Source organism: Actinomadura monticuli (genome assembly GCF_041463655.1).
In the GTDB taxonomy this organism is placed as follows: Bacteria; Actinomycetota; Actinomycetes; order Streptosporangiales; family Streptosporangiaceae; genus Spirillospora; species Spirillospora monticuli.
In genome coordinates, this window is sequence record NZ_JAXCEI010000001.1 from 199,719 (window position 1) to 218,080 (window position 18,362).

General features: G+C 74.0%; 24 protein-coding genes. 12 read left to right on the forward strand and 12 right to left on the reverse strand.

Annotated features, from left to right (window positions below; translation table 11 throughout):
- Positions 1-97: 97 nt before the first annotated feature.
- The 4 genes from SM611_RS00940 to SM611_RS00955 form a co-directional block, all read right to left on the reverse strand.
- Positions 98-559 (reverse strand): nitroreductase family deazaflavin-dependent oxidoreductase, encoded by a 462-nt coding sequence (locus tag SM611_RS00940; protein ID WP_371946835.1) that lies wholly within the window; start codon positions 557-559, stop codon positions 98-100.
- Positions 560-563: 4 nt separating this feature from the next.
- Positions 564-977 (reverse strand): VOC family protein, encoded by a 414-nt coding sequence (locus SM611_RS00945; protein WP_371946836.1) that lies wholly within the window; start codon positions 975-977, stop codon positions 564-566.
- A gap of 242 nt (positions 978-1,219) precedes the next feature.
- The gene (locus tag SM611_RS00950; protein WP_371946837.1) at positions 1,220-1,432 is read right to left on the reverse strand and encodes a DUF397 domain-containing protein; all 213 of its coding nucleotides are present in this window, start codon (positions 1,430-1,432) and stop codon (positions 1,220-1,222) included.
- Positions 1,429-1,668, reverse strand: a complete 240-nt coding sequence (locus tag SM611_RS00955) for a Scr1 family TA system antitoxin-like transcriptional regulator (RefSeq protein WP_371946838.1) — start codon at positions 1,666-1,668, stop codon at positions 1,429-1,431. The genes SM611_RS00950 and SM611_RS00955 overlap by 4 nt, the downstream gene beginning before the upstream one ends.
- A gap of 59 nt (positions 1,669-1,727) precedes the next feature.
- Between SM611_RS00955 and SM611_RS00960 the strand changes: the two genes are divergently transcribed.
- Positions 1,728-2,114, forward strand: a complete 387-nt coding sequence (locus SM611_RS00960; RefSeq protein WP_371946839.1) for an ATP-binding protein — start codon at positions 1,728-1,730, stop codon at positions 2,112-2,114.
- 126 nt (positions 2,115-2,240) lie between these two features.
- Here the strand turns inward: SM611_RS00960 and lexA are convergent, their stop codons facing one another.
- A complete protein-coding gene (lexA, locus tag SM611_RS00965) occupies positions 2,241-2,915 on the reverse strand; it encodes a transcriptional repressor LexA (protein ID WP_371946840.1) in 675 nt (224 codons plus the stop codon).
- A gap of 57 nt (positions 2,916-2,972) precedes the next feature.
- Between lexA and SM611_RS00970 the strand changes: the two genes are divergently transcribed.
- From SM611_RS00970 to SM611_RS00985, 4 genes are all read left to right on the forward strand, one after another.
- On the forward strand, positions 2,973-3,272 hold the full coding sequence (locus SM611_RS00970) for a hypothetical protein (RefSeq protein WP_371946841.1): 300 nt from the start codon (positions 2,973-2,975) through the stop codon (positions 3,270-3,272).
- Positions 3,273-3,406: 134 nt separating this feature from the next.
- Positions 3,407-3,802 carry an ArsR/SmtB family transcription factor gene (locus tag SM611_RS00975; protein WP_371946842.1) on the forward strand — a complete coding sequence of 132 codons (396 nt, stop codon included), beginning with the start codon at positions 3,407-3,409 and terminating at the stop codon, positions 3,800-3,802.
- Positions 3,735-4,217, forward strand: coding sequence for an SRPBCC family protein (locus SM611_RS00980; RefSeq protein WP_371946843.1), 483 nt, complete (start codon positions 3,735-3,737; stop codon positions 4,215-4,217). Before SM611_RS00975 ends, SM611_RS00980 begins: the two co-directional genes overlap by 68 nt.
- Positions 4,204-4,776, forward strand: a complete 573-nt coding sequence (locus SM611_RS00985; protein WP_371946844.1) for a TIGR03086 family metal-binding protein — start codon at positions 4,204-4,206, stop codon at positions 4,774-4,776. The genes SM611_RS00980 and SM611_RS00985 overlap by 14 nt, the downstream gene beginning before the upstream one ends.
- A 10-nt stretch (positions 4,777-4,786) precedes the next feature.
- On the opposite strand, the gene SM611_RS00990 is transcribed toward SM611_RS00985, so the two are convergent.
- Positions 4,787-5,185, reverse strand: coding sequence for a VOC family protein (locus SM611_RS00990; protein WP_371946845.1), 399 nt, complete (start codon positions 5,183-5,185; stop codon positions 4,787-4,789).
- Positions 5,186-5,256: 71 nt separating this feature from the next.
- Positions 5,257-6,642 (reverse strand): MocR-like pyridoxine biosynthesis transcription factor PdxR, encoded by a 1,386-nt coding sequence (pdxR, locus tag SM611_RS00995; RefSeq protein WP_371946846.1) that lies wholly within the window; start codon positions 6,640-6,642, stop codon positions 5,257-5,259.
- 47 nt (positions 6,643-6,689) lie between these two features.
- On the opposite strand from pdxR, the gene SM611_RS01000 reads away from it, so the two are divergent.
- Complete coding sequence (locus tag SM611_RS01000; protein WP_371946847.1) at positions 6,690-7,418, forward strand: phosphodiesterase; 729 nt, start codon at positions 6,690-6,692, stop codon at positions 7,416-7,418.
- Between the two features lie 98 nt (positions 7,419-7,516).
- On the opposite strand, the gene SM611_RS01005 is transcribed toward SM611_RS01000, so the two are convergent.
- Both SM611_RS01005 and SM611_RS01010 read right to left on the reverse strand, forming a co-directional pair.
- Positions 7,517-8,293 carry an IclR family transcriptional regulator gene (locus SM611_RS01005; protein WP_371946848.1) on the reverse strand — a complete coding sequence of 259 codons (777 nt, stop codon included), beginning with the start codon at positions 8,291-8,293 and terminating at the stop codon, positions 7,517-7,519.
- 22 nt (positions 8,294-8,315) lie between these two features.
- Positions 8,316-9,785 (reverse strand): dihydroorotase, encoded by a 1,470-nt coding sequence (locus SM611_RS01010; RefSeq protein WP_371946849.1) that lies wholly within the window; start codon positions 9,783-9,785, stop codon positions 8,316-8,318.
- A 297-nt stretch (positions 9,786-10,082) separates the two neighbouring features.
- Between SM611_RS01010 and SM611_RS01015 the strand changes: the two genes are divergently transcribed.
- The 6 genes from SM611_RS01015 to SM611_RS01040 all read left to right on the forward strand — a co-directional run bounded on the left by SM611_RS01015 (position 10,083) and on the right by SM611_RS01040 (position 15,532).
- Positions 10,083-11,270 (forward strand): CaiB/BaiF CoA transferase family protein, encoded by a 1,188-nt coding sequence (locus tag SM611_RS01015; RefSeq protein ID WP_371946850.1) that lies wholly within the window; start codon positions 10,083-10,085, stop codon positions 11,268-11,270.
- Entirely contained in the window at positions 11,267-12,103 is an 837-nt protein-coding gene (locus SM611_RS01020) for an HpcH/HpaI aldolase/citrate lyase family protein (RefSeq protein WP_371946851.1), read from the forward strand. Before SM611_RS01015 ends, SM611_RS01020 begins: the two co-directional genes overlap by 4 nt.
- Positions 12,103-12,921, forward strand: coding sequence for a cyclase family protein (locus SM611_RS01025; RefSeq protein WP_371946852.1), 819 nt, complete (start codon positions 12,103-12,105; stop codon positions 12,919-12,921). The genes SM611_RS01020 and SM611_RS01025 overlap by 1 nt, the downstream gene beginning before the upstream one ends.
- Positions 12,918-14,315, forward strand: a complete 1,398-nt coding sequence (locus SM611_RS01030; protein WP_371946853.1) for an MmgE/PrpD family protein — start codon at positions 12,918-12,920, stop codon at positions 14,313-14,315. The genes SM611_RS01025 and SM611_RS01030 overlap by 4 nt, the downstream gene beginning before the upstream one ends.
- An 11-nt stretch (positions 14,316-14,326) precedes the next feature.
- On the forward strand, positions 14,327-15,058 hold the full coding sequence (locus SM611_RS01035; RefSeq protein ID WP_371946854.1) for an aspartate/glutamate racemase family protein: 732 nt from the start codon (positions 14,327-14,329) through the stop codon (positions 15,056-15,058).
- A gap of 264 nt (positions 15,059-15,322) precedes the next feature.
- Positions 15,323-15,532 carry a hypothetical protein gene (locus tag SM611_RS01040; protein ID WP_371946855.1) on the forward strand — a complete coding sequence of 70 codons (210 nt, stop codon included), beginning with the start codon at positions 15,323-15,325 and terminating at the stop codon, positions 15,530-15,532.
- Here the strand turns inward: SM611_RS01040 and SM611_RS01045 are convergent.
- The 3 genes from SM611_RS01045 to SM611_RS01055 are packed head-to-tail and all read right to left on the reverse strand — an operon-like array spanning position 15,519 to position 18,293.
- Positions 15,519-16,952, reverse strand: coding sequence for an NAD(P)/FAD-dependent oxidoreductase (locus SM611_RS01045; protein WP_371946856.1), 1,434 nt, complete (start codon positions 16,950-16,952; stop codon positions 15,519-15,521). The two genes, SM611_RS01040 and SM611_RS01045, sit on opposite strands and share 14 nt — an antisense overlap.
- Positions 16,953-17,002: 50 nt before the next feature.
- Positions 17,003-17,605: a GNAT family N-acetyltransferase gene (locus tag SM611_RS01050; RefSeq protein WP_371946857.1), complete on the reverse strand. Its 603-nt coding sequence runs from the start codon at positions 17,603-17,605 to the stop codon at positions 17,003-17,005.
- Positions 17,598-18,293, reverse strand: coding sequence for a carboxymuconolactone decarboxylase family protein (locus tag SM611_RS01055; RefSeq protein ID WP_371946858.1), 696 nt, complete (start codon positions 18,291-18,293; stop codon positions 17,598-17,600). The genes SM611_RS01050 and SM611_RS01055 overlap by 8 nt, the downstream gene beginning before the upstream one ends.
- Between the last annotated feature and the right edge of the window lie 69 nt (positions 18,294-18,362).

Here is an 18,362-nt window from a genome sequence, read left to right on the forward strand (position 1 = left end):
CGGGGTTGACTCCGCCCGAGTGGGCGCTGCCCCGGGCCACGCCGCCGCCGCCGGAGCGGCGGTAGGGCGTGACCCGGGCGAGGTGAACGCAGGCCGGTCACCGGCTGGTGAGACGGACTACCGGGTACTCGCGGTCGGACTTGCTCTGGTACTTCGCGATGCGGGGCTGGGCTTCGGCGATGCGCTGCCATGCCCGCTCGCGGTCGGCGCCTTCGAGGCGGTGCGGCGTCACCGGTACTGGTTCCTCGCCGGGCAGTTCGATCAGCGCCCGGTCGGGGTTCGCCATCAGGTTGTCGAACCAGTCCGGGTTGCGGGTACCGCCGCCCGACGCGACGATCAGCCGCGAATCCCCCTCGTCGGGGAACCACGCGACGGGCGTCTCCCGCGGCTGCCCGCTCCGGCTGCCCGCCGTGTTCAGGATCAGCACGTCCATGCCCATGAACGTGCCGCGCCCCCGCCGGACCTTCCGGTTCATGCGGGCGTTCATACGGTGCTGCATCCACCGGGAGAACGCCCCGGGCGTGCCGGGCCTGCGGCCTCCCCCCTGTTTCTCGGCCATCGGACTACCCCCGCACCTCGTTGATGCGGACCATGTTGCCCGCGGGGTCGCGGAAGGCGCAGTCGCGGACGCCGTACGGCTGCTCGGTCGGCTCCTGGACGACCTCGGCGTCGCGTGCCTGCACGCGCTCGAAGACGCCGTCGAGGTCCGGTGTGGCCAGGACGATGATGCCGTAGGTGCCCTTGGCCATCATCTCGGTGATCACGCGCCGCTCCTCGTCGGTGACGCCGGGGTCGGCGAACGGCGGGGTCAGGACGATGGACGTGCCCGGCTGCCCGGCGGGGCCGACGGTGATCCAGCGCATCGTGCCCTTGCCGACGTCGTTGCGGACCTCGAAGCCGAGGGTGTCGCGGTAGAAGGCGAGTGACGCCTCCGGGTCCTCGTGCGGGAGAAAGGCGGTGTGAATGGTGATGTCCATGCCCATCACGCTAGGCGCGGCCCGCTGACCGGCGCTTCTTGATTCCTGACCGGTTGGGTCACCTCTTCCCCTGCACACCGCACGCGCGTCAGCCGAGCACGTCCTCGGGGTGGCCGACGCCGGAGATCCCCCACCATGGAAGCGCCCTGTCTCGCCGTCGCGACCGACACGCTGCGGCGGCCTGCGGCGGAGGCGCTCGCCGTGCCCCTACGCCGACCGCACGCTTTCGGCCATGCGTGACTTCACAGGTCGAACGCACCACGCTTGGCCTCGGTCAGGAAAACACACCACTCACTCTGCGCGAACGCCAGCACCGGCCCGGACGGATTCTTGGAGTCTCGCGCGAGGACATCCGCCGTCTTCCCCTGCGCGGCAACCTCCACACAGTTGGTGCCGTCCGTAGTGCTGTAGCTGCTCTTGCGCCACGGCAAACCCTCAATTTGGTGGATGCTCATAGATCGCACGCTATCCGCTCGACAAGTGCCCGTGAATCCTCTTTCGTCAGGGCGAGGGAGGCCAGCACCTCATGGACCCGCTCGTAGTACGAGACGTCCGCGAGGTTATCGATGAACCAGCTGCGCACGAGGCCGTGGACGGCGACAACCTTCACCGGGTCGTCCAGCCCGATGTCCAGGATGGAGAATGTTCCGTCCAGCCCTGGGTGACCGCCAGTGGCAAGGGGCAGAATCAAGGATGATCACCCATGAGACCGGGGAACTGCGGCTTCTCGCCGTCCTGACATTGCCCGGTGTGGATCGTTCTGTCCGGCATGCCCGGCGGTTTCTGCGGGACACGCTCGTCCCCGAGCACGTGGAGACCGGCGACGAATTGCTGGACGACATGGCGCTCGTCGTGGACGAGTTCGCCGCCAATTGCATCGCGCACACCGCGTCGGGACGGGGCGGGAAGTTCCACATCGCGCTGTGGGCGGGAGAGGGCGTGCTCCGCGCCGAGGTGACCGACGAGGGCGCGCGTGGAGCACGGCCTCTGCTGCGGGACGCGGCGGACGGCGAGAGCGGGCGCGGCCTGCAGATCGTCGCCGCGCTCGCGTCCCGCTGGGGTCACCGCCCCGACGGCCCCCGCACCACCGTGTGGGCCGAGTTCCCGAGTCCCGCCGGTCGTCCTAGAGCGTCTTGACGAACCGCGCCGTACGCCTGCGGCCGGCACCGCGCTCTGCGGGTCCGCGAGCCAGTACTTGACTCGGGCCGTCACCTCGTCCACCGATGCGGGGTACCCCAATGGCGACCGCCATGACGGCCGGTCTCAGACGCTGCGCAGGACGGAGACGACGACGCCCAGGACGACCGCGTCATCGCCGTCGATGACGTCGTAGGCCGGGTTGCGGGGTTCGAGGAGGACGTGGCCGTCGCGGCGGCGGAAGACCTTGACGGTGGCCTCGCCGTCGATCATCGCGGCGACGATCTGGCCGGAATGCGCCTCGGGCTGCTGCCGGACCACCACGAGGTCGCCGTCGCAGATCGCGGCCTCGATCATCGAGTCGCCGCGGACGCGGAGGGCGAAGACCGTGCCGCGCCCCGTCAGCCCGGCGGGCAGCGACAGGATGTCTTCGACATGCTCCTCGGCCGAGATGGGCGCGCCGGCGGCGATGTCGCCGACGACGGGCACGACCACCGAATCGTCGGCGGCCTCCGACGCGGGGCGGTCGTGGAGGAACGCCCGCACGTCGATCGGCCGGGTCACCGAGGCGCCGCGGCGCAGGAACCCCTTGTCCTCCAGGCTCGCCAGGTGCCGGGACACCGACGACGCGGAGCGCAGGCCGACGGCGTCGCCGATCTGGCGCGCGCTCGGCGCGTACCCGTACCGGACGGCCCAGTCCCGGATGGCGACCAGGATCCGCTGCTGGCGCGCAGGCAGAACCGAGGCGTCCAGCCCCTCGAACCCGTCAAGATCGTAATCGCTGGTCACCCGGGAAAGCATAGGGCCCGCCCCGCGCGACGGAGGCCCGAGCGGGGCGCGCGGGGGTACGGTCACCCGATGAGTCACGGTTCGCGCCGGTACCGCTACGTGGGCCCCCCGGAGATCCTCGCCGCGGTGCGGCCGGACGCCGAAGGGACTCCGATCGGATCGCCGGAGGATCTGGCCTCCTGGCTGGCCCCGATGGACCGGGCCGCGCTGCGGCATCCCGGCGGGTTCACCGGGCCCGTCGTCTTCCGGCGCTGCCCCCGCTGCCACGAGCGCAACCTGGTCAAGGACGACGATTTCACCTGCGCCGTCTGCGACGCGGAGCTTCCGCGCACCTGGAACTTCGACGCCGCCCCGTCGCGCGGAGAGTGAGCGCCCCCGGGTCGGGCGACCTGTCCGGGGAACCCTCACCAGGGCTTGACGCTGCACTTTCAACCGCATGGTTTACAACGGGGTGGCGTCCGGCCTACGATGGTTTCAACCAAGAAGTTGAAACAGGAGGGCCGATGACCGCGGACGCGCTGTCCCAGGTCTTCGCGGCGCTCGCGGATCCGACCCGGCGCGACATGGTGGCGCGGCTCTCGGAGGGCGACGCGACCGTGAGCCGGCTGGCGGAGCCGTACGCGATGAGCCTGCAGGCCGTCTACAAGCACCTGCGGGTGCTGGAGGACGCCGGGCTCGTCAGCCGCCCGCCGGGGCCGCAGCCGCGTCCGGTGCGCCTGGAGGTGGAGGCCCTCGACCTGATGGACACCTGGATAGAACGCCACCGGGCCCGCGTCGAGCGGCGCTACCGCCGGCTCGACGCCGTCCTGGCCGACATGGAGGAGGACGAGCATGCACAAGATCACAGAGACGGTCATCGAGGCCGACCCGAAGCTGCCGGTCATCCGGATGGCGCGTGACTTCGCGGCGACGCCCGAGCAGCTGATGCGCGCGCACACCGACCCCGAGCTGTTCGCGAAGTGGGTGGGGCCCGACGGCCTGACCACCCGGATCGAGCACTGGGACGCCCGTTCCGGCGGCAGCTGGCGATACGTGGCGGCGCAGGGCGACGCCGAGTTCGGGTTCCACGGCTCCTTCCACGAGGTGGCGCCGGGCCGCATCGTGCAGACCTTCACGTTCGAGGGCGAGCCCGAGGGGGTCGCGCTGGAGACGCTGTGGTTCGACGACCTCGGCGACGGGCGCACCCGGCTGCGGGCGCAGTCGCTCGTCGACAGCTTCGAGGGCCGCGACGCCTGGCTGCGCAGCGGCATGGAGACCGGCGTCAACGAGGGCTACGCCAAGCTGGAGAGGATGATCGCCGATGGCGCTGTCTGAGCGTCCGGCCGAACGGCACCGGGAGGTCGCCGGGCTGTTCACCGACCGGGTCCGCGGCGCCTCGTCCTGGGACGCGCCGTCCCCGGTCGACGGCTGGGCCGCCCGCGACGTCGTGCGGCACCTGACCGAGTGGTTCCCCGGCTTCCTGTCCGCCGGCGCCGGCATCGACCTGCCGCGCGGGCCGTCGGTGGACGAGGACCCGGTCGCCGCCTGGCAGGTCCACTGCGACGGCGTCCAGGCCGTCCTGGACGACCCGGGGACGGCGGACCGGAAACTCACCAACCCGCACATCGGCAGCCTCCCCCTGGACACCGCGATCGACCGGTTCTACACCGCCGACGTGTTCATGCACACGTGGGACCTCGCCAAGGCCACCGGCCAGGACGCGCGGCTCGACCCCGCCTTCTGCGCCGAACTCCTCGGCGGGATGGAGGCGATGGAGGAGGTCCTCCGGTCGTCCGGCCAGTACGGGCCCCGCGTCGACGTGCCCGGTGACGCGGACGTCCAGACCCGGCTGCTGGGCTTCATCGGCCGGGACCCGTTCTGGCCGGGGCGGTGACGTCCCGGCGTCAGGCGGCGATCGGGGTCAGGAAGATCCAGACGTGGCCGGACGGGTCGCGGAGCATGGACTGCCGCGCGCCGTAGGGCATGTCCGCCGGGGCCGACAGCAGTTCGGCCCCGGCCGCCGCGGCGCGGGCGGTCAGGGCGTCGACGTCCGGGACGTAGACGTGCAGGAGCACGGACGTCCCCGCTTCGCCCGGAGGTCCGAACGGGCCCTCGGCGTCACCGAGCATGAGCGTGGACCCCTGGACGCTGATCTCGGCATGGACGATGCGCCCGTCGTCCCCGTCGAGCCGGAACAGTTCGGAGGCGCCGAACGCCTCGGTGTAGAACTTGATCGCTTCGGCGGCACCGTCGATCATGATGTGCGGGATGACCGAGTACCTGTAGTGCTCCGGGATGTCCATGCGCTCCACGCTAGGTAGCCGCCGTCCCCCCGCGCATCGGGCCGCGGCCCCTCTCGTCTGCGACGAAAGGCCTAGGTCCGTGCCGTGAGGACGGCGCACAGCGCGTCCAGGGCGGGCCGGTAGGCGGCGCCCCGCGGGGTGCTGTATCCGACGACGAGGCCCTGCGGGCGGCCGGCCGGGTCCTGCCAGTGGTCGCGGAGCGGCATGAGCGCGAGGCCGGCGGACGCGGCGCGCCGCATGACCTCGTCCTCGTCCGGCCCGCCGGGCGGGAGCAGGACGAGGGCGTGCAGCCCGGCCGCGACGCCCTGCACGCGGACGTGCGGGGCGCGGGCGCGCAACGTCTCGACCAGCAGGTCGCGGCGGCGCCGGTAGCGGAGCCTGGACGCGCGGACATGCCGGTCGTAGGCGTGCGTGCCGATCAGGTCGGCGAGGACGAGCTGCCCGAGCGACTGCGTGTGGGCGTCGGCGAGCCGCTTGGCCTCGGCGACGGGCTCGACGAGGTGGGCGGGCAGGACGAGCCAGGCGAGGCGCAGCGCCGGGGCGAGGGTCTTGGACGCGGTGCCGCCGTACACGACGTGGTCGGGGGCCATCCCCTGGAGGGCGCCGACGGGCTGCCGGTCGTAGCGGAACTCGCCGTCGTAGTCGTCCTCGATGATCGTGCCGCCGGTGTCGCGGGCCCAGGCGGCGAACGCGCGGCGGCGTTCCGGGTGGAGGGTCGCGCCGGACGGGTACTGGTGCGCCGGGGTGAGCACGGCCGCGGCGGCGTGGCCGGGCGCCTCGGGGCGGGCGCCCCTGCCGTCCACCGGCAGGGGGACGATCCCGGTCCCCGCGCGCTCGACGATGGCGCGGTGGAAGAAGTGGCCCGGTTCCTCCATCGCGAACGGCCCGGCGAGCACCCCGGCCAGCAGCCCGAGAGACTGCGCGTACCCGGAGGCGACCACGATCCGCTCGGGGTCGGCGTGAACGCCCCGGGCCCGTCCGAGATAGCCGGAGAGGGCCGCGCGCAGTTCGGGACGGCCGCGCGGGTCGCCGAGGGCGTGCACGTCCGGCGGCGCCCCCGCGAGGACGCGGCGGGTCGAGCGCAGCCAGGCCGCCGAGGGGAAGGTGCTCAGGTCCGGGAGTCCCGGCCGCAGGTCGTGCCGGGGCGCCTCGGGGGCGTCCGGGACGCGCGGCCAGGCCGCCGGCGCCGGGGCGAGGGCCGGCGCGACCCGGGTCCCGGAGCCGGGGACGGCGATGAGGTGGCCCTCGGCGGCCAGCTGGTCGTAGGCGGCGCTGACCGTCCCGCGCGCGAAGCCGAGCTCGGCGGACAGGGCGCGGGTCGAGGGGAGCGCCGTGCCCGGGGCGAGGCGTCCGGTGGCGATGGCGGCGCGGAGGGCGCGCTCCAGACCCGCCCGGCGCCCGCCGGACGGGTCGACGTCCAGGTGCAGGTCGACGGAAGTGGCCCAATCCTTCGGCATGCCACCGGATCTTAATCTTGGTCCGGTGCCCGCCTAGATTCACGGGCATGCTTGTTTTCGCGCATCTCAGCGACACCCACCTCGACCTGGGCGACCGGAGCGCCGAACGCGCGGCGCGGGTCATGGACCACCTCAACGGCCTGCCGCTGGACGCCGTCCTCGTCACCGGGGACATCGCCGACCACGGCGAGCCCGCCGAGTACGAGCAGGCCCGCAAGCTGCTGGCCTCGCCGCATCCGGTGCTGCTGTGCCCCGGCAACCACGACGTGCGGGGTCCGTTCCGGGAGGTCCTGCTGGACGAGCCGCCGCACGGCAACCCGGTCAACCGCGCTCACAGGATCGCGGGCGCCACGTTCGTGATGTGCGACTCGACCGTCCCCGGCAAGGACCACGGGTTCCTCGACGACGACACGATCGGCTGGCTCGACCGGCAGCTCGCCGACGACCCCGGCGGGCCGGCGTTCGTGTGCTTCCACCATCCGCCCGTGCCGCAGGGCATCCCGTACGTGGACGGGATCCGGCAGTTCGGCGAGGAGCGCCTGGCCGAGGTCATCGAGCGGCATCCGCGGGTCGTGGCCGTGCTGTGCGGGCACAACCACACGGCGGCGGCCACGACCTTCGCGGGACGGCCCCTGCTCGTCGCGCCCGGGGTCGTCTCGACGCTCGTCTTCCCCTGGCAGGGCGGCGACGTCGCCGACCACGGCGCTCCCCCGGGCGCGGCGCTCCACGTCCTGCACGACGACGGCCGTCTGACGACGCACTACCGCACCTTCTAGGTGCACCGGGTGCGTTGACCTGCGGCGTGTTGTTGGTATGAGCGCGCCGGAAGCAACAACACGCCGCAGATCAACGGCGTGGTGACCCGGCGGGCGCACTAGCGGTGCGTCGTCCAGGTGCGGGTGATCTCCTCGGCCGCGTCGCGGACGAGGGTCCGGTAGCGGTCGACGGCCTCCGGGGTGAAGCGGTGCCGGGGCCCGCACACGCTGATCGACCCGTGGACCTCGCCGTCCGGGCCGAAGAGCGGCGCGGCGACCGAGCCCGCGTCGGCCTGCCGCTCGCCCAGGGAGAGGGCGACGCCCTCCTCGGCGGTCTCGGCGAGCCGGGCGCGGAGCGCGGCCTCGTCGGTGACGGTCCGGTCGGTCAGCGCGGCCCGGGGGCGGGCCAGCACCGACTCGCGGCGCGCCGCCGGCAGGAACGCGAGGATCACCCGGCCCGAGGAGCCCGCGTGCAGCGGGAACCGCCGGCCGACCTCGACCGTCATCTTGACCTCGCGGGGGCTCTCGAACTGGTCGAGGTAGACCCGCTCGTCCCCGGCGAGGCCGGACAGCGTCGTCGTCTCGCCGGTCTCGTCCCGCAGCCGCCGCAGCACGGGCGCGGCGGCGGTGCGGACGTTGAAGCGCCGCAGCGCGCTGACGCCGAGGGCGACGGCGGCGGGGCCGAGCCGGTAGCCGGCCGTGCCCGCCTCCAGCATCTCGCGGGACACCAGCGACTGCAGGATGCGGTACACGACGGCCTTGGAGATGCCGAGCTCGCGGCTGATGGCGGTGACGCCGAGGTGCTCGGGCCCGCCGGCGAACAGCAGCAGCACGTCGGCGACGCGCCCCGCCGCCTCGGTGCCGCCCGCGGGCGGGGCGGCGGTCTGGCCGGTCACCGGACGATCCTAGGCAACGGGCTCACCGGCCGCGGCGCAGGTAGCGGCCGACGGGGTCGCCGGTGATCGCGCCGTCCCGGTACACGTGGTTGCCGCGGACGAACGTGTCGGTGACGCGGGCCGTCATCGCGAACCCCTCGAAGGGCGTGTACTCCTGCGCCGACTCGGAGTCGGCGGCGCGGACCGTCCAGGACGCGTCGGGGTCGACCAGGGCGATGTCGGCGTCGTACCCCTCGGCGATGGCGCCCTTCTTGAGCAGGCCGTAGCGGCGGGCCGGGTTCCAGGACGTCAGCCGGGCGACGCGCTGGAGCGGCAGGCCGCGCTTGAGGCCCTCGCCGACGAGTCCCGGCAGCAGGTACTCGGCGCCGCCGAACCCCGACTTGGCGAGGAAGACGTCCTCACGGTCGGCGCCGAACTTCATCTCGTCCCGGCAGCAGGCGTGGTCGCTGACGACCCAGTCGACCTCCCCGGCGAGGACATGCCGCCACAGCGCCTCGACGTCGGAGCGGTCGCGCAGCGGCGGGTTGACCTTGCCGCCGAGGCCGTGCGCGGTGTCGACGTCCGCGAGGAGGTGCCCGATGGTGACCTCGCGGCGGAAGTCGATGTGCGGGAACGCGCCCGCCATGGTCAGCGCGGCCGACAGCGCCTTCTCCGACGACAGGTGCAGCAGGTTGATGTTCGGCAGGCCCGTCTCGTGCGCCAGGTAGGACGCGATCGTGACGGCGAGGCCCTCCGAGTGCGGCGGGCGGGACGCGCTGTAGGCGCGCAGGCCCGACAGCGACCGGTCCTGCTCGACGATCCTGGTGTAGGCGGTCATGATCTCGGCGGTCTCGCAGTGCAGCGACAGCGAGATGTGCGGGGCGTACTCGGCGAGCCGCTCGCGGGCCCCCTGGACGCCGCGCATGACGAACTCGAAGTGGGCGACGTCGTAGCGCTCGTCCGGGGGCGTCATGAGGAACTCGCTCTGGCCGGACGAGCGGCCGTGCAGCCCGTGGCTCCCGTAGAACATGAAGATCTTGAAGGACGTGACGCCGTGCTCCTCGACGAGGTACGGGATCTCGTTGATGTGCTCGGCCATCATCGGCGCCAGGTGGAACCCGTAGTCGACGTAGGCGTTGCCCCGCGCGGCGCTCAGCACCTCGGGGAAGAACTCGCGGTAGGGCCCGCCCTTGTTCAGGTAGTACTGGCCGGTCCGCATGTAGGTCAGGGATGTCGTGACGCCGCCCTGCGCACTGGCGCGGCTCTCGGTCCGGGTGTCGGTCGCCAGCTCGTTGTAGATGCCCCAGTGCTGGTGGGCGTCGACCACGCCGGGGAAGGCGAGCCGCCCGCCCCCGTCGACCACGGTGGCGGCGTCGTCGTCGGGCAGGCCGGGCGCGACGCGGACGATCGTGCCGTCGTTGACGGCGACGTCCAGGGGTTCCGGCCCGGTGCCCTCGGGGGCGTCGGGACGGACCACCCGCACGTTCTTCAGCAGCAGCTCGGTAGTCGCCATGGGACATCTCCTCAGTTCTCGCGGGTGGTCCTCACTCGGGCGACGGCGCCGGCCCCCGGGCGGGCATTCGCCCCTCCCGCCCCGTCCGTCCGGTGATCGTTCCGCTAAGAGGAACATCGGGTCACTGATGCGCCATGGTGGCACTCGTCATGCCGATCGGTCAACATCTGGGAAAACTTGACCCAGCTCGACGAGCAGTGCCACCTTGAGAGTCCCGGGGCGCCCGCGCGAACCGGCCGAGCTGTCCACTATCGTTTCTTTTAGCGGAACGATCGTCCGTGAAGGCGGTACCGTCCCATGACCGACGCGCTGTCCGGCATCCGGGTCCTCGACGCGGCCACGCTGTTCGCCGGCCCGCTCGCCGCGACGCTGCTCGGCGACTACGGGGCCGAGGTCATCAAGATCGAGCACCCGAGGGGCGACCCGGTGCGCAGCCACGGCGCCCAGCGCGACGGCGTCGGGCTCTGGTGGAAGATGCTCGGCCGCAACAAGAAGGCGATCACGCTCTACCTCGGCTCGCCCGAGGGGCAGGAGCTGTTCCGCCGCCTGGCCGCCGACGCCGACGTGGTGATCGAGAACTTCCGGCCCGGGACGCTGGAGCGCTGGGGGCTCGGCTACGACGTGCTGAAGGAGATCAACCCCGGGCTCGTCCTCGCCCGGGTCACCGGGTTCGGGCAGACCGGCCCGTACGCCCGGCGCCCCGGGTTCGGGACGCTCGCCGAGGCGATGAGCGGGTTCGCCGCGATCACCGGGGAGCCGGACGGCCCGCCGACCCTGCCGCCGTTCGGCCTCGCCGACGGGATCGCCGCGCTGACCACCGCGTTCGCGGTCATGACCGCGCTGCGGGCGCGGGCGGCGACCGGCGAGGGGCAGGTGGTCGACCTCGCCATCGTCGAGCCGATCCTGACCCTGCTCGGCCCGCAGATCATCGCCTACGACCAGCTCGGCGAACTCCAGGCCCGCACCGGGAACCGGTCGCACAACAACGCGCCGCGCAACACCTACCGCACCCGCGACGGCGGCTGGGTCGCGATCTCCACCAGCGCCCAGTCGATCGCCGAGCGGGTGATGCGGCTGGTCGGCCGGCCCGAGCTGATCGACGAGCCCTGGTTCGCGACCGGCGCCGAGCGCGCGAAGCACGCCGACGTGCTGGACGAGGCCGTCGGGTCGTGGATCGCCGCGCGCGACCGCGGCGAGGTCGTCAAGGCGTTCGAGGAGGCGCAGGCCGCGGTCGCGCCCGTCTACACCGCCGCCGACGTCATGGCCGACCCGCAGTTCGAGGCCCTCGGCACCATCGCGACCGTCCCCGACGACGAACTGGGGCCGGTGAAGATGCAGAACGTCCTGTTCCGGCTGTCGCGGACGCCGGGGCGGATCGAGTCGGCGGGGCCGCCGCTCGGCGCGCACACCGCCGAGATCCTCGCCCGCTACGGGGTCGACGAGGCCGGGCTGGCCGAGCTGCGCGGCAAGGGCGTGATCAGGTGACGCCCCGCTCCTGGCTGTACGTGCCGGGTGACCGGCCCGACCGGTTCGGCAAGGCGCTGGACTCCGGCGCCGACGCGGTGATCCTCGACCTGGAGGACGCCGTCGCGCCGTCCGCCAAGCAGGACGCGCGCCGCAACGTCCTGGACGCGCTGGCCGCCGGTCGGCCCGCCCACGTGCGGATCAACGCCCCGGCCACCCCCGACGGCGCCGACGACATCGCGCTGCTGGCGAACGCGCCGGACGCGCTCGCCGGGGTCCGGGTCCCCAAATGCGAGGACCCGGACGAGCTGCGCCGTGTCGCCGACGCGCTCGGCGTTCCGGTGTTCCCCGTCCTGGAGTCGGCCCTCGGGGTGGAGAACGCCCTGCTGCTCGCGACGGCGCACCCGCTGGTCGCCGGGATCTCGCTCGGCGAGGCCGACCTCGCCGCCGACCTGCGGGCGGGCGGCGACGCGCTGGCGTGGCCCCGGTCCCGGGTCGTGGTGGCCGCCCGCGCCGCCGGGCTCCCGTCCCCGCCGCAGAGCGTGTGGACCGCCGTCCGCGACCTGGACGGGCTGCGCGCCGACACCCTCGCGGGACGGCGGGCCGGGTTCTTCGGCCGGTCGGTGATCCATCCCGCGCAGATTCCGGTCGTCCACGAGGCGTGCGTCCCCGATCCGGACGACGTCGCGTGGGCGCGCGACCTCATGGACCGGCTCGCCGAGCAGGGCGAGGCGGCATGGATCGACTCCGCCGGGCACTTCGTGGACAAGGCCGTCGTCGAGCGCGCCGCCTGGCTGCTCGACGCCGCCGCGTCCGCCGAGTCCGCCGCCCGGCCCGTCCAGGAAGGCCACTGATGAACTCTCGGGATCCGCTGCTCGCGGCCGTCGCCGGCGGGGTCCGGCTGATCGAGCTGGGCCAGCCGTTCTTCACCGGCATGCCCTGCTCCCCCAACCACCCCGGCTTCCGGATGACGCTGATCCGGCGGCACGGCGACATGGAGCGCCCGGACGGCGGGTCCGCCGCCAACGAGATCATCGTGACCGGCGGGCACGTCGGCACGCACATCGACGCGCTCTCCCACGTCAGCCACAACGGCGAGCTGCACGGCGGGATCTCCGCCGCCGAGGCGCAGCGCGGGGGCGCCTTCAGCCGGCACGGCGCCGAGAACCTCCCGGGCCTGCTGCGCCGCGGTGTGCTGCTGGACGTGGCGGCCGTCCACGGGGTTGCGACGCTGCCGCCCGGCTACGGCGTGACCGCCGAGGACCTCCAGCTCGCCGCCGAGCGCGCGGGCGCGGAACCGGGCGAGGGCGACGTGGCGCTGATCCGCACCGGCTGGTCCCGCAACTTCGGCGACGCGACCGCCTACCTCGGCAAGGAGACGGGCGTCCCCGGCGCGACCCCGTCCGCCGCGCACTGGCTGGCCGCACGCGGGATCGTCGCGACGGGCGCCGACACGACCGCCTACGAGCAGATCCCGGAGGGGGCCGGGCACGCCGTCCTGCCCGTGCACCGGATCCTGCTGGTCGAGTCGGGCATCTTCATCCTGGAGCACCTGGACCTGGAGGCCCTGGCCGAGGCCGGACCGCACGAGTTCGTGTTCGTGCTGGCCCCGCTGCGGATCAAGGGCGGCACCGGCTCCCCCGTCCGCCCGCTCGCGGCGGTGACGGCATGACGCCCGTCCAGCGGTTCGCCGCCCTCGCCGCGTCCGCCGCCTCGCACGGGCTGCCGGCGGAGCTGCGCGAGGACGCCGCCCGCCGCGTCCTGGACGTCCTGGGCAACAGCCTGGCCGCGACCGCGGAGCCGCCCGCCCGCGCCGTCGGGGCGCTCACCGCCGAATGGGGCGGCGAGGGCCGCGCCACCGCGATCGGCACCGGGACGCGCCTGCCGGAGCCGAGCGCCGCGCTGCTGAACGGGACGCTCGCCCACTCGCTCGACTTCGACGACACGCACCTGCCGTCCGTCCTGCACCCGTCGGCGTCGGTGGTGCCCGCCGCGCTGGCCGTGGCGGAGGCCCGTGGCGCGACCGGGGCCCGGCTGCTGGACGCCGTCGGGGTCGGGATCGAGATCACCGTGCGGCTCGGCATGGCCGGCTACGACCGCGAGCTCGGGAACTCGGTGTTCTTCGAGCGCGGGCAGCACGCCACGGCGATCTGCGGGACGGTCGGCGCCGCCGCGTCCGCCGCCATGCTGTCCGGCCTGGACGCCGCCGGCATCGCGGACGCCATGGGCATCGCCGCCAGCATGGGCTCGGGCATCCTGGAGGCCAACCGCACGGGCGGGACGGTCAAGCGGATCCACTGCGGCTGGGCCGCGCACGCCGCCGTCACCGCCGCCGGGCTCGCCCGGACCGGGATCACCGGCCCGCCGACCGTCCTCGAAGGGCGCTTCGGGTTCCTCCAGGCGTTCTGCGGCGACCAGGTCGACCTGGACGCCCTCACCTCCGGCCTCGGCGAGCACTGGGAACTGCCCGGCATCTTCTTCAAGCCGTACCCGTGCAACCACTTCACGCACGCCGGGATCGACGCGGCGCTGCGGCTGCGCGCCCGCGGCCTGGACCCCGCGGACGCCGAGTCGATCGAACTGGGCGCGCCGACGCCCGTGCTGCGGACCATCGGCGAGCCGCACGAGGACAAGATCCGGCCGAAGTCGGGGTACCACGCCGCGTTCTCCGGCCCCTACACGGTCGCCGCGGCCCTGCTCGGCGGCGGCGGCCTCGGCGTCTTCCACGAGGACTTCACCGACGCGGCCGCCGCCGACCCCGACCGGCTGGCGCTGGCGGCGAAGGTCCGCTGCGTCCCCGACGCCCGCTGCGACGAGATCTTCCCGCACCAGTTCCCGGCCGTCCTGCGCGTCCGCACCCGCGGCGGCGCGCTGCTGGAGGAGCGGGTGGACGCCAACCGGGGCGGGCCCGGCAACCCGCTCTCGGCCCGCGAGCTGGCGACGAAGTTCCGGCTGAACGCCGCCCGCCGCGTCCCGGAGTCCCGGGCCGAGGAGATCACGGCCCACGCCTACGGCCTCGCCGGCCTGGAGGACCTGGGTGCGCTGACGTCCCTGCTCCTGGGCTAGTTTCGGGTGCCATGAGGCATCTCGGCATCCTGGCCCACAGCGCGGAAGGCGCCGCGCTCTGCTTCCGGACCTTCTGCCAGGAAGGCTTCCGCGAGCTGGGCCCCGACGACCATCCGGACGTGACGCTCGACCTGATCGCGCTGGCGCGCAGCATGCCCGCCTGGGACGCCGGCGACCACGACTCGATCAGGGTGACGCTGGCCGAGAGCGCGCGGCGGCTCGCGGCGGCGGGCGCCGGCTTCTTCGTCTGCCCCGACAACACCGCCCACCTGGCCCTGGAACGTCCCGGCGACGACCTGCCGCTGCCGGGCCTGCACATCGCCGACGTGGTCGCCGGCCGGGCCGCCCGCGACGGCCGGACCCGCGTCGGCGTGCTCGGCACCCGCTACACCATGGACGGCCCCGTCTACCCGCGCGAGCTGGCCGCGCGCGGGATCGCCGCCGAGGTGCCCGGGCCCGCCGACCGCGAGACCGTCGACCGGATCATCTTCGACGAGCTGGTCAACGGCGTCTTCACCGAGGAGTCGCGCCGCGAGTACGTCCGGATCATCGAGCGGCTCGCCGAGCGCGGCTGCGACGCCGTCGCGCTCGTGTGCACCGAGATCCCGCTCCTGGTCACGCCCGACGTGTCGCCCCTGCCCACGCTCGACTCGACGCGGCTGCTGGCCCGCGCCGCGTTCGACGTCGCCGTGGGCCGCGCCCCCCTCCCCACCTGGCACGGCGGACACTTCGACCGGGAGTGAAACGTACCGTCCCTATGTTCGAGGCATGCAGAAGACAGAGACGGTCATCGACCGGTACGCCGACGGCGGCCGTGCCCCGGCGCCGGCCAGGCGCCGGGGCTCGCCGCGGGTGCGGTCGAGGCGGTCGTGCACGGAGGGGAGGGCGTCCGGTGAGCTTCCACGATCTTCACCACGGTGACCGCCCGCTGGTCCTGCCCAACGCGTGGGACTTCGCCAGCGGCGCCGCGCTCGCGCAGGCGGGCCAGCGCGAGGGTCTCGGCCCGCGTGTCGCCGGTCAACGTCCTCTACCTGCCGGGCAAGACCGGGTATCCGCGGCTGGAGCGGCTCGGCGTGCACCGGATCAGCACCGGCTCGCTGCCGTTCCGCAAGGCGCTGCAGGCCGCCGTCGCGGCGGCCCTCGGCGTCACCGGCGAGGACGGTGACCGGCCCGCGCCCTCCTACGGTGACGTCCAGCGGCTCGTCAGTGGCCGGTGATCCGGTCGGCGAGCCGCGCCAGGGCCGACGTGCCCGCAGCCCCCGTGGCCGACTCGCGCGCGTCGGCGGCCCGGTAGAGCGCGTACATGGCGTGGACGCCGAGCCAGCGCAGCGGCTCCGGCTCCCAGCGGCGTACGCCGCGGTCCACCCACGGCAGCGCGGTCAGCGCGGTGTCCTCGCCCAGAACGAGGTCGCGGAGCGTCCGGCCGGCGAGGTTGGCCGCCGCGACGCCGTGCCCGGTGTACCCGCCCGCGTGGCCGAGCCCCGCCGCACGGTCGAGGACCACGGTCGAACACCAGTCGCGGGGCACGCCGAGGACGCCCGACCAGGCGTGGTCGACCTGTGCCTCGTCGGCGACGGCGGGGAACATCGCGGTCAGCATCGTCCAGAGGGCACCGACGGTGCCGGGGTCGGTGCGGCCGCCGTCGTCGACGCGGGAGCCGTAGCGGTACGGGCGGCCCCGGCCGCCGAACGCGATCCGGTCGTCGGCGGTGCGCTGCGCGTACATGTAGTAGTGCGCCATGTCGCCGAGCAGCTCGCGGCGCTCCCAGCCGATCGACTTCCACGTCACCGCCGGCAGCGGCGTCGTGACGATCATCGAGCTGTTCATCGGGAGCCAGTCGCGGCGGTGGCCGGGCATGCCGGCGGTGAAGCCCTCGGTGGCACGCAGCACGTACCCGGCGGTGACCGTGCCGTACGGGGTGACGGCGGACGCCGCGCCGCCGCGCCGCGGGTTGATCCGGACTACCGGCGTCCCCTCGTAGATCCGCACGCCGAGCCCCCGGACGACCGCGGCGAGGCCGCGCGCGAGGGCGGCCGGCTGGACGCGGGCGCAGTGCGGGCTCCACGCCGCGCCGGTCGCGCCCTCGACGCGGAGCCGGTCGTCCCGCTCGGTGGCGGGCAGCGGCACGAGGTCGTCGTCCGCCCAGCCCCAGCGGCGCGCCTCGTCGACCATGGCGGCGAGCCGGGCGCGCTGCGCGGCGTTGCGGGCGACGTGCAGCACGCCGCCCTTCACGAGGTCCGCGTCGATGCCCTCCTCGGCGGCGACGCGGACGACCTCGTCCACCGCCCCGAACATGGCGCGCTGCAGCGCGATCGCGGCGGGGCGGCCGTGCCGGGCGGCGTACCGCTGCCGGTCCCCGGCGATCTCGCCCAGCACCCAGCCGCCGTTGCGGCCGGACGCGCCGAACCCCGCGAACTCCCGCTCCAGCACGACGATCCGCAGGTCGGGGCGGGCGCGCTTGAGGTAGTAGGCCGTCCAGAGGCCGGTGTAGCCGGCGCCGACGACGCAGACGTCCGCCGTGCGGGGGCCCGGCAGGCGCGGTCCGGGGCCGGGGCGCCCGCCGGCCCGGTACCAGAAGGACACGCCGCCGTTGACGAATCCGGGCGCGAGCGGCGCTCTGCCCGAGGAGGGACTCATGCGCACATACTGCTGTATTCCGCAGCAAGAGCAACAGGTGGCAACGGATTCTATGGGATCGCGTCGACTATTCGACGGGATCCGACCCAGCGGGAGCGGTCCGCCGCGTAGTAGGCGGCGCCGTCGGGGCCCGCCGGGCCGTCCCGCCACCGCCGCATCCCGAGCTGGAGCGCGATCTCCGCCGACGCCGCGTTGGCCATGTCGATCTCGGCGGTGATCCGGTGCACGCCGACCACGCCGAACGCGTAGTCGAGCACCGCGCGGGACGCCTCGGCGGCGAGGCCCCTCCCCCAGTGGTCCGGCTCCAGGCTGTAAAGGATCTCGACGTCCACGCCGTGGCCGAGCGGCCCCTCGTGGTGGCTGAGCCCGGCGACGCCGATCAGCGGGTCCCCGGGCGCGGCGCCGGCGGCGCCGGCGCCGTCGATCCCGCCGGACCAGCGGACCGGGCGCAGCGCCCACAGCCCGTAGCCCTCCGTCGCGAAGTCCCGCTCGCTCGCCTCGATGATCTCACTGACCTGGACGGGCGTGACCATCCGGTCGTCGAAGAGGTGGCGCCGCACGAGCGGCCCCGTCCAGTGCGTCAGCAGCGCGCGGTGGTCGCGCATCGACACCGGGTGCAGCACGAGCCGCACCGTGCGCAGGACCTCATCCATCCCCGGCCCCGCCCGTGCCCGGCGCCGCCGGGTCGTCCGCGGGCCACTCGGGCGCGTCCTCGCCGTCCGGGACGCCCACCCGGAACACGCGCAGCTGCAGCGCGAGCGCCTTGTAGTAGCCGACGAGCGTCACCAGCTCGACGAGGGCGGCGCGGCCGAGCGTCGCGACCGCCTCGGTGAACACGGCGTCGGCGAGGTCGCCCTCGGCGGCGAGCTGCCGGGCCGCCTCCAGCACGACGCGCTCGCGGACGTCGCCGAACATGGGCGCGCGGCCCTCCCGCAGCGCGTCCATCTCCGCGTCGGTGAGCCCGTGCCGGCGGCCGATCCGCTCGTGCGCGTACCACTCGTAGTCGGACCGGACGTGCGCGGCGACGACCAGCGTGGCGATCTCCCGCTCGCGCTTGGTGAACGCCGTCCGGAACCGCAGCGCGACGCCGAGGTCCTGGAGCGGCAGCCCGACGGACGGGCTGTACAGCATGGCGTTGAAGGGGCCGTGCAGCCGCCCGATGTCGTCGGCCATGCCGAACGGCGGGGTGCGGCCGGCGGCGCGGGGGCCACCCGTCACCGCCTCGTACACGGCTCGCTGCTCGTCGCTGAGCGAACCGGGGAGCAGCAGCGGCAGCCGGGTCGAGGACGGGCCGCGCCGCGGTCGATCGTTGACGTCCTCACCGCTCACGGGGTCGATCACTTACCGCACGCTAGGCGGTCGGCGCGGACGGCTCAACCCCCGGTCCGGAATGTGAAACCACCGGCACAC

Bases quoted from the DNA above. Each gene is read 5' to 3' on its own strand.
- SM611_RS00990 (WP_371946845.1), bottom strand. From the start codon at position 5,185: ATGGACATCCCGGAGCACTACAGGTACTCGGTCATCCCGCACATCATG.
- SM611_RS00970 (WP_371946841.1), top strand. From the start codon at position 2,973: ATGAGTCACGGTTCGCGCCGGTACCGCTACGTGGGCCCCCCGGAGATC.
- SM611_RS00940 (WP_371946835.1), bottom strand. From the start codon at position 559: ATGGCCGAGAAACAGGGGGGAGGCCGCAGGCCCGGCACGCCCGGGGCG.
- SM611_RS00975 (WP_371946842.1), top strand. From the start codon at position 3,407: ATGACCGCGGACGCGCTGTCCCAGGTCTTCGCGGCGCTCGCGGATCCG.
- SM611_RS01050 (WP_371946857.1), bottom strand. From the start codon at position 17,605: ATGGATGAGGTCCTGCGCACGGTGCGGCTCGTGCTGCACCCGGTGTCG.
- pdxR (WP_371946846.1), bottom strand. From the start codon at position 6,642: ATGCCGAAGGATTGGGCCACTTCCGTCGACCTGCACCTGGACGTCGAC.
- SM611_RS00985 (WP_371946844.1), top strand. From the start codon at position 4,204: ATGGCGCTGTCTGAGCGTCCGGCCGAACGGCACCGGGAGGTCGCCGGG.
- SM611_RS01015 (WP_371946850.1), top strand. From the start codon at position 10,083: ATGACCGACGCGCTGTCCGGCATCCGGGTCCTCGACGCGGCCACGCTG.
- SM611_RS00950 (WP_371946837.1), bottom strand. From the start codon at position 1,432: ATGAGCATCCACCAAATTGAGGGTTTGCCGTGGCGCAAGAGCAGCTAC.
- SM611_RS01035 (WP_371946854.1), top strand. From the start codon at position 14,327: ATGAGGCATCTCGGCATCCTGGCCCACAGCGCGGAAGGCGCCGCGCTC.
- SM611_RS00945 (WP_371946836.1), bottom strand. From the start codon at position 977: ATGGACATCACCATTCACACCGCCTTTCTCCCGCACGAGGACCCGGAG.
- SM611_RS01000 (WP_371946847.1), top strand. From the start codon at position 6,690: ATGCTTGTTTTCGCGCATCTCAGCGACACCCACCTCGACCTGGGCGAC.
- SM611_RS01030 (WP_371946853.1), top strand. From the start codon at position 12,918: ATGACGCCCGTCCAGCGGTTCGCCGCCCTCGCCGCGTCCGCCGCCTCG.
- SM611_RS01025 (WP_371946852.1), top strand. From the start codon at position 12,103: ATGAACTCTCGGGATCCGCTGCTCGCGGCCGTCGCCGGCGGGGTCCGG.
- SM611_RS00980 (WP_371946843.1), top strand. From the start codon at position 3,735: ATGCACAAGATCACAGAGACGGTCATCGAGGCCGACCCGAAGCTGCCG.
- SM611_RS01045 (WP_371946856.1), bottom strand. From the start codon at position 16,952: ATGAGTCCCTCCTCGGGCAGAGCGCCGCTCGCGCCCGGATTCGTCAAC.
- SM611_RS01010 (WP_371946849.1), bottom strand. From the start codon at position 9,785: ATGGCGACTACCGAGCTGCTGCTGAAGAACGTGCGGGTGGTCCGTCCC.
- lexA (WP_371946840.1), bottom strand. From the start codon at position 2,915: ATGCTTTCCCGGGTGACCAGCGATTACGATCTTGACGGGTTCGAGGGG.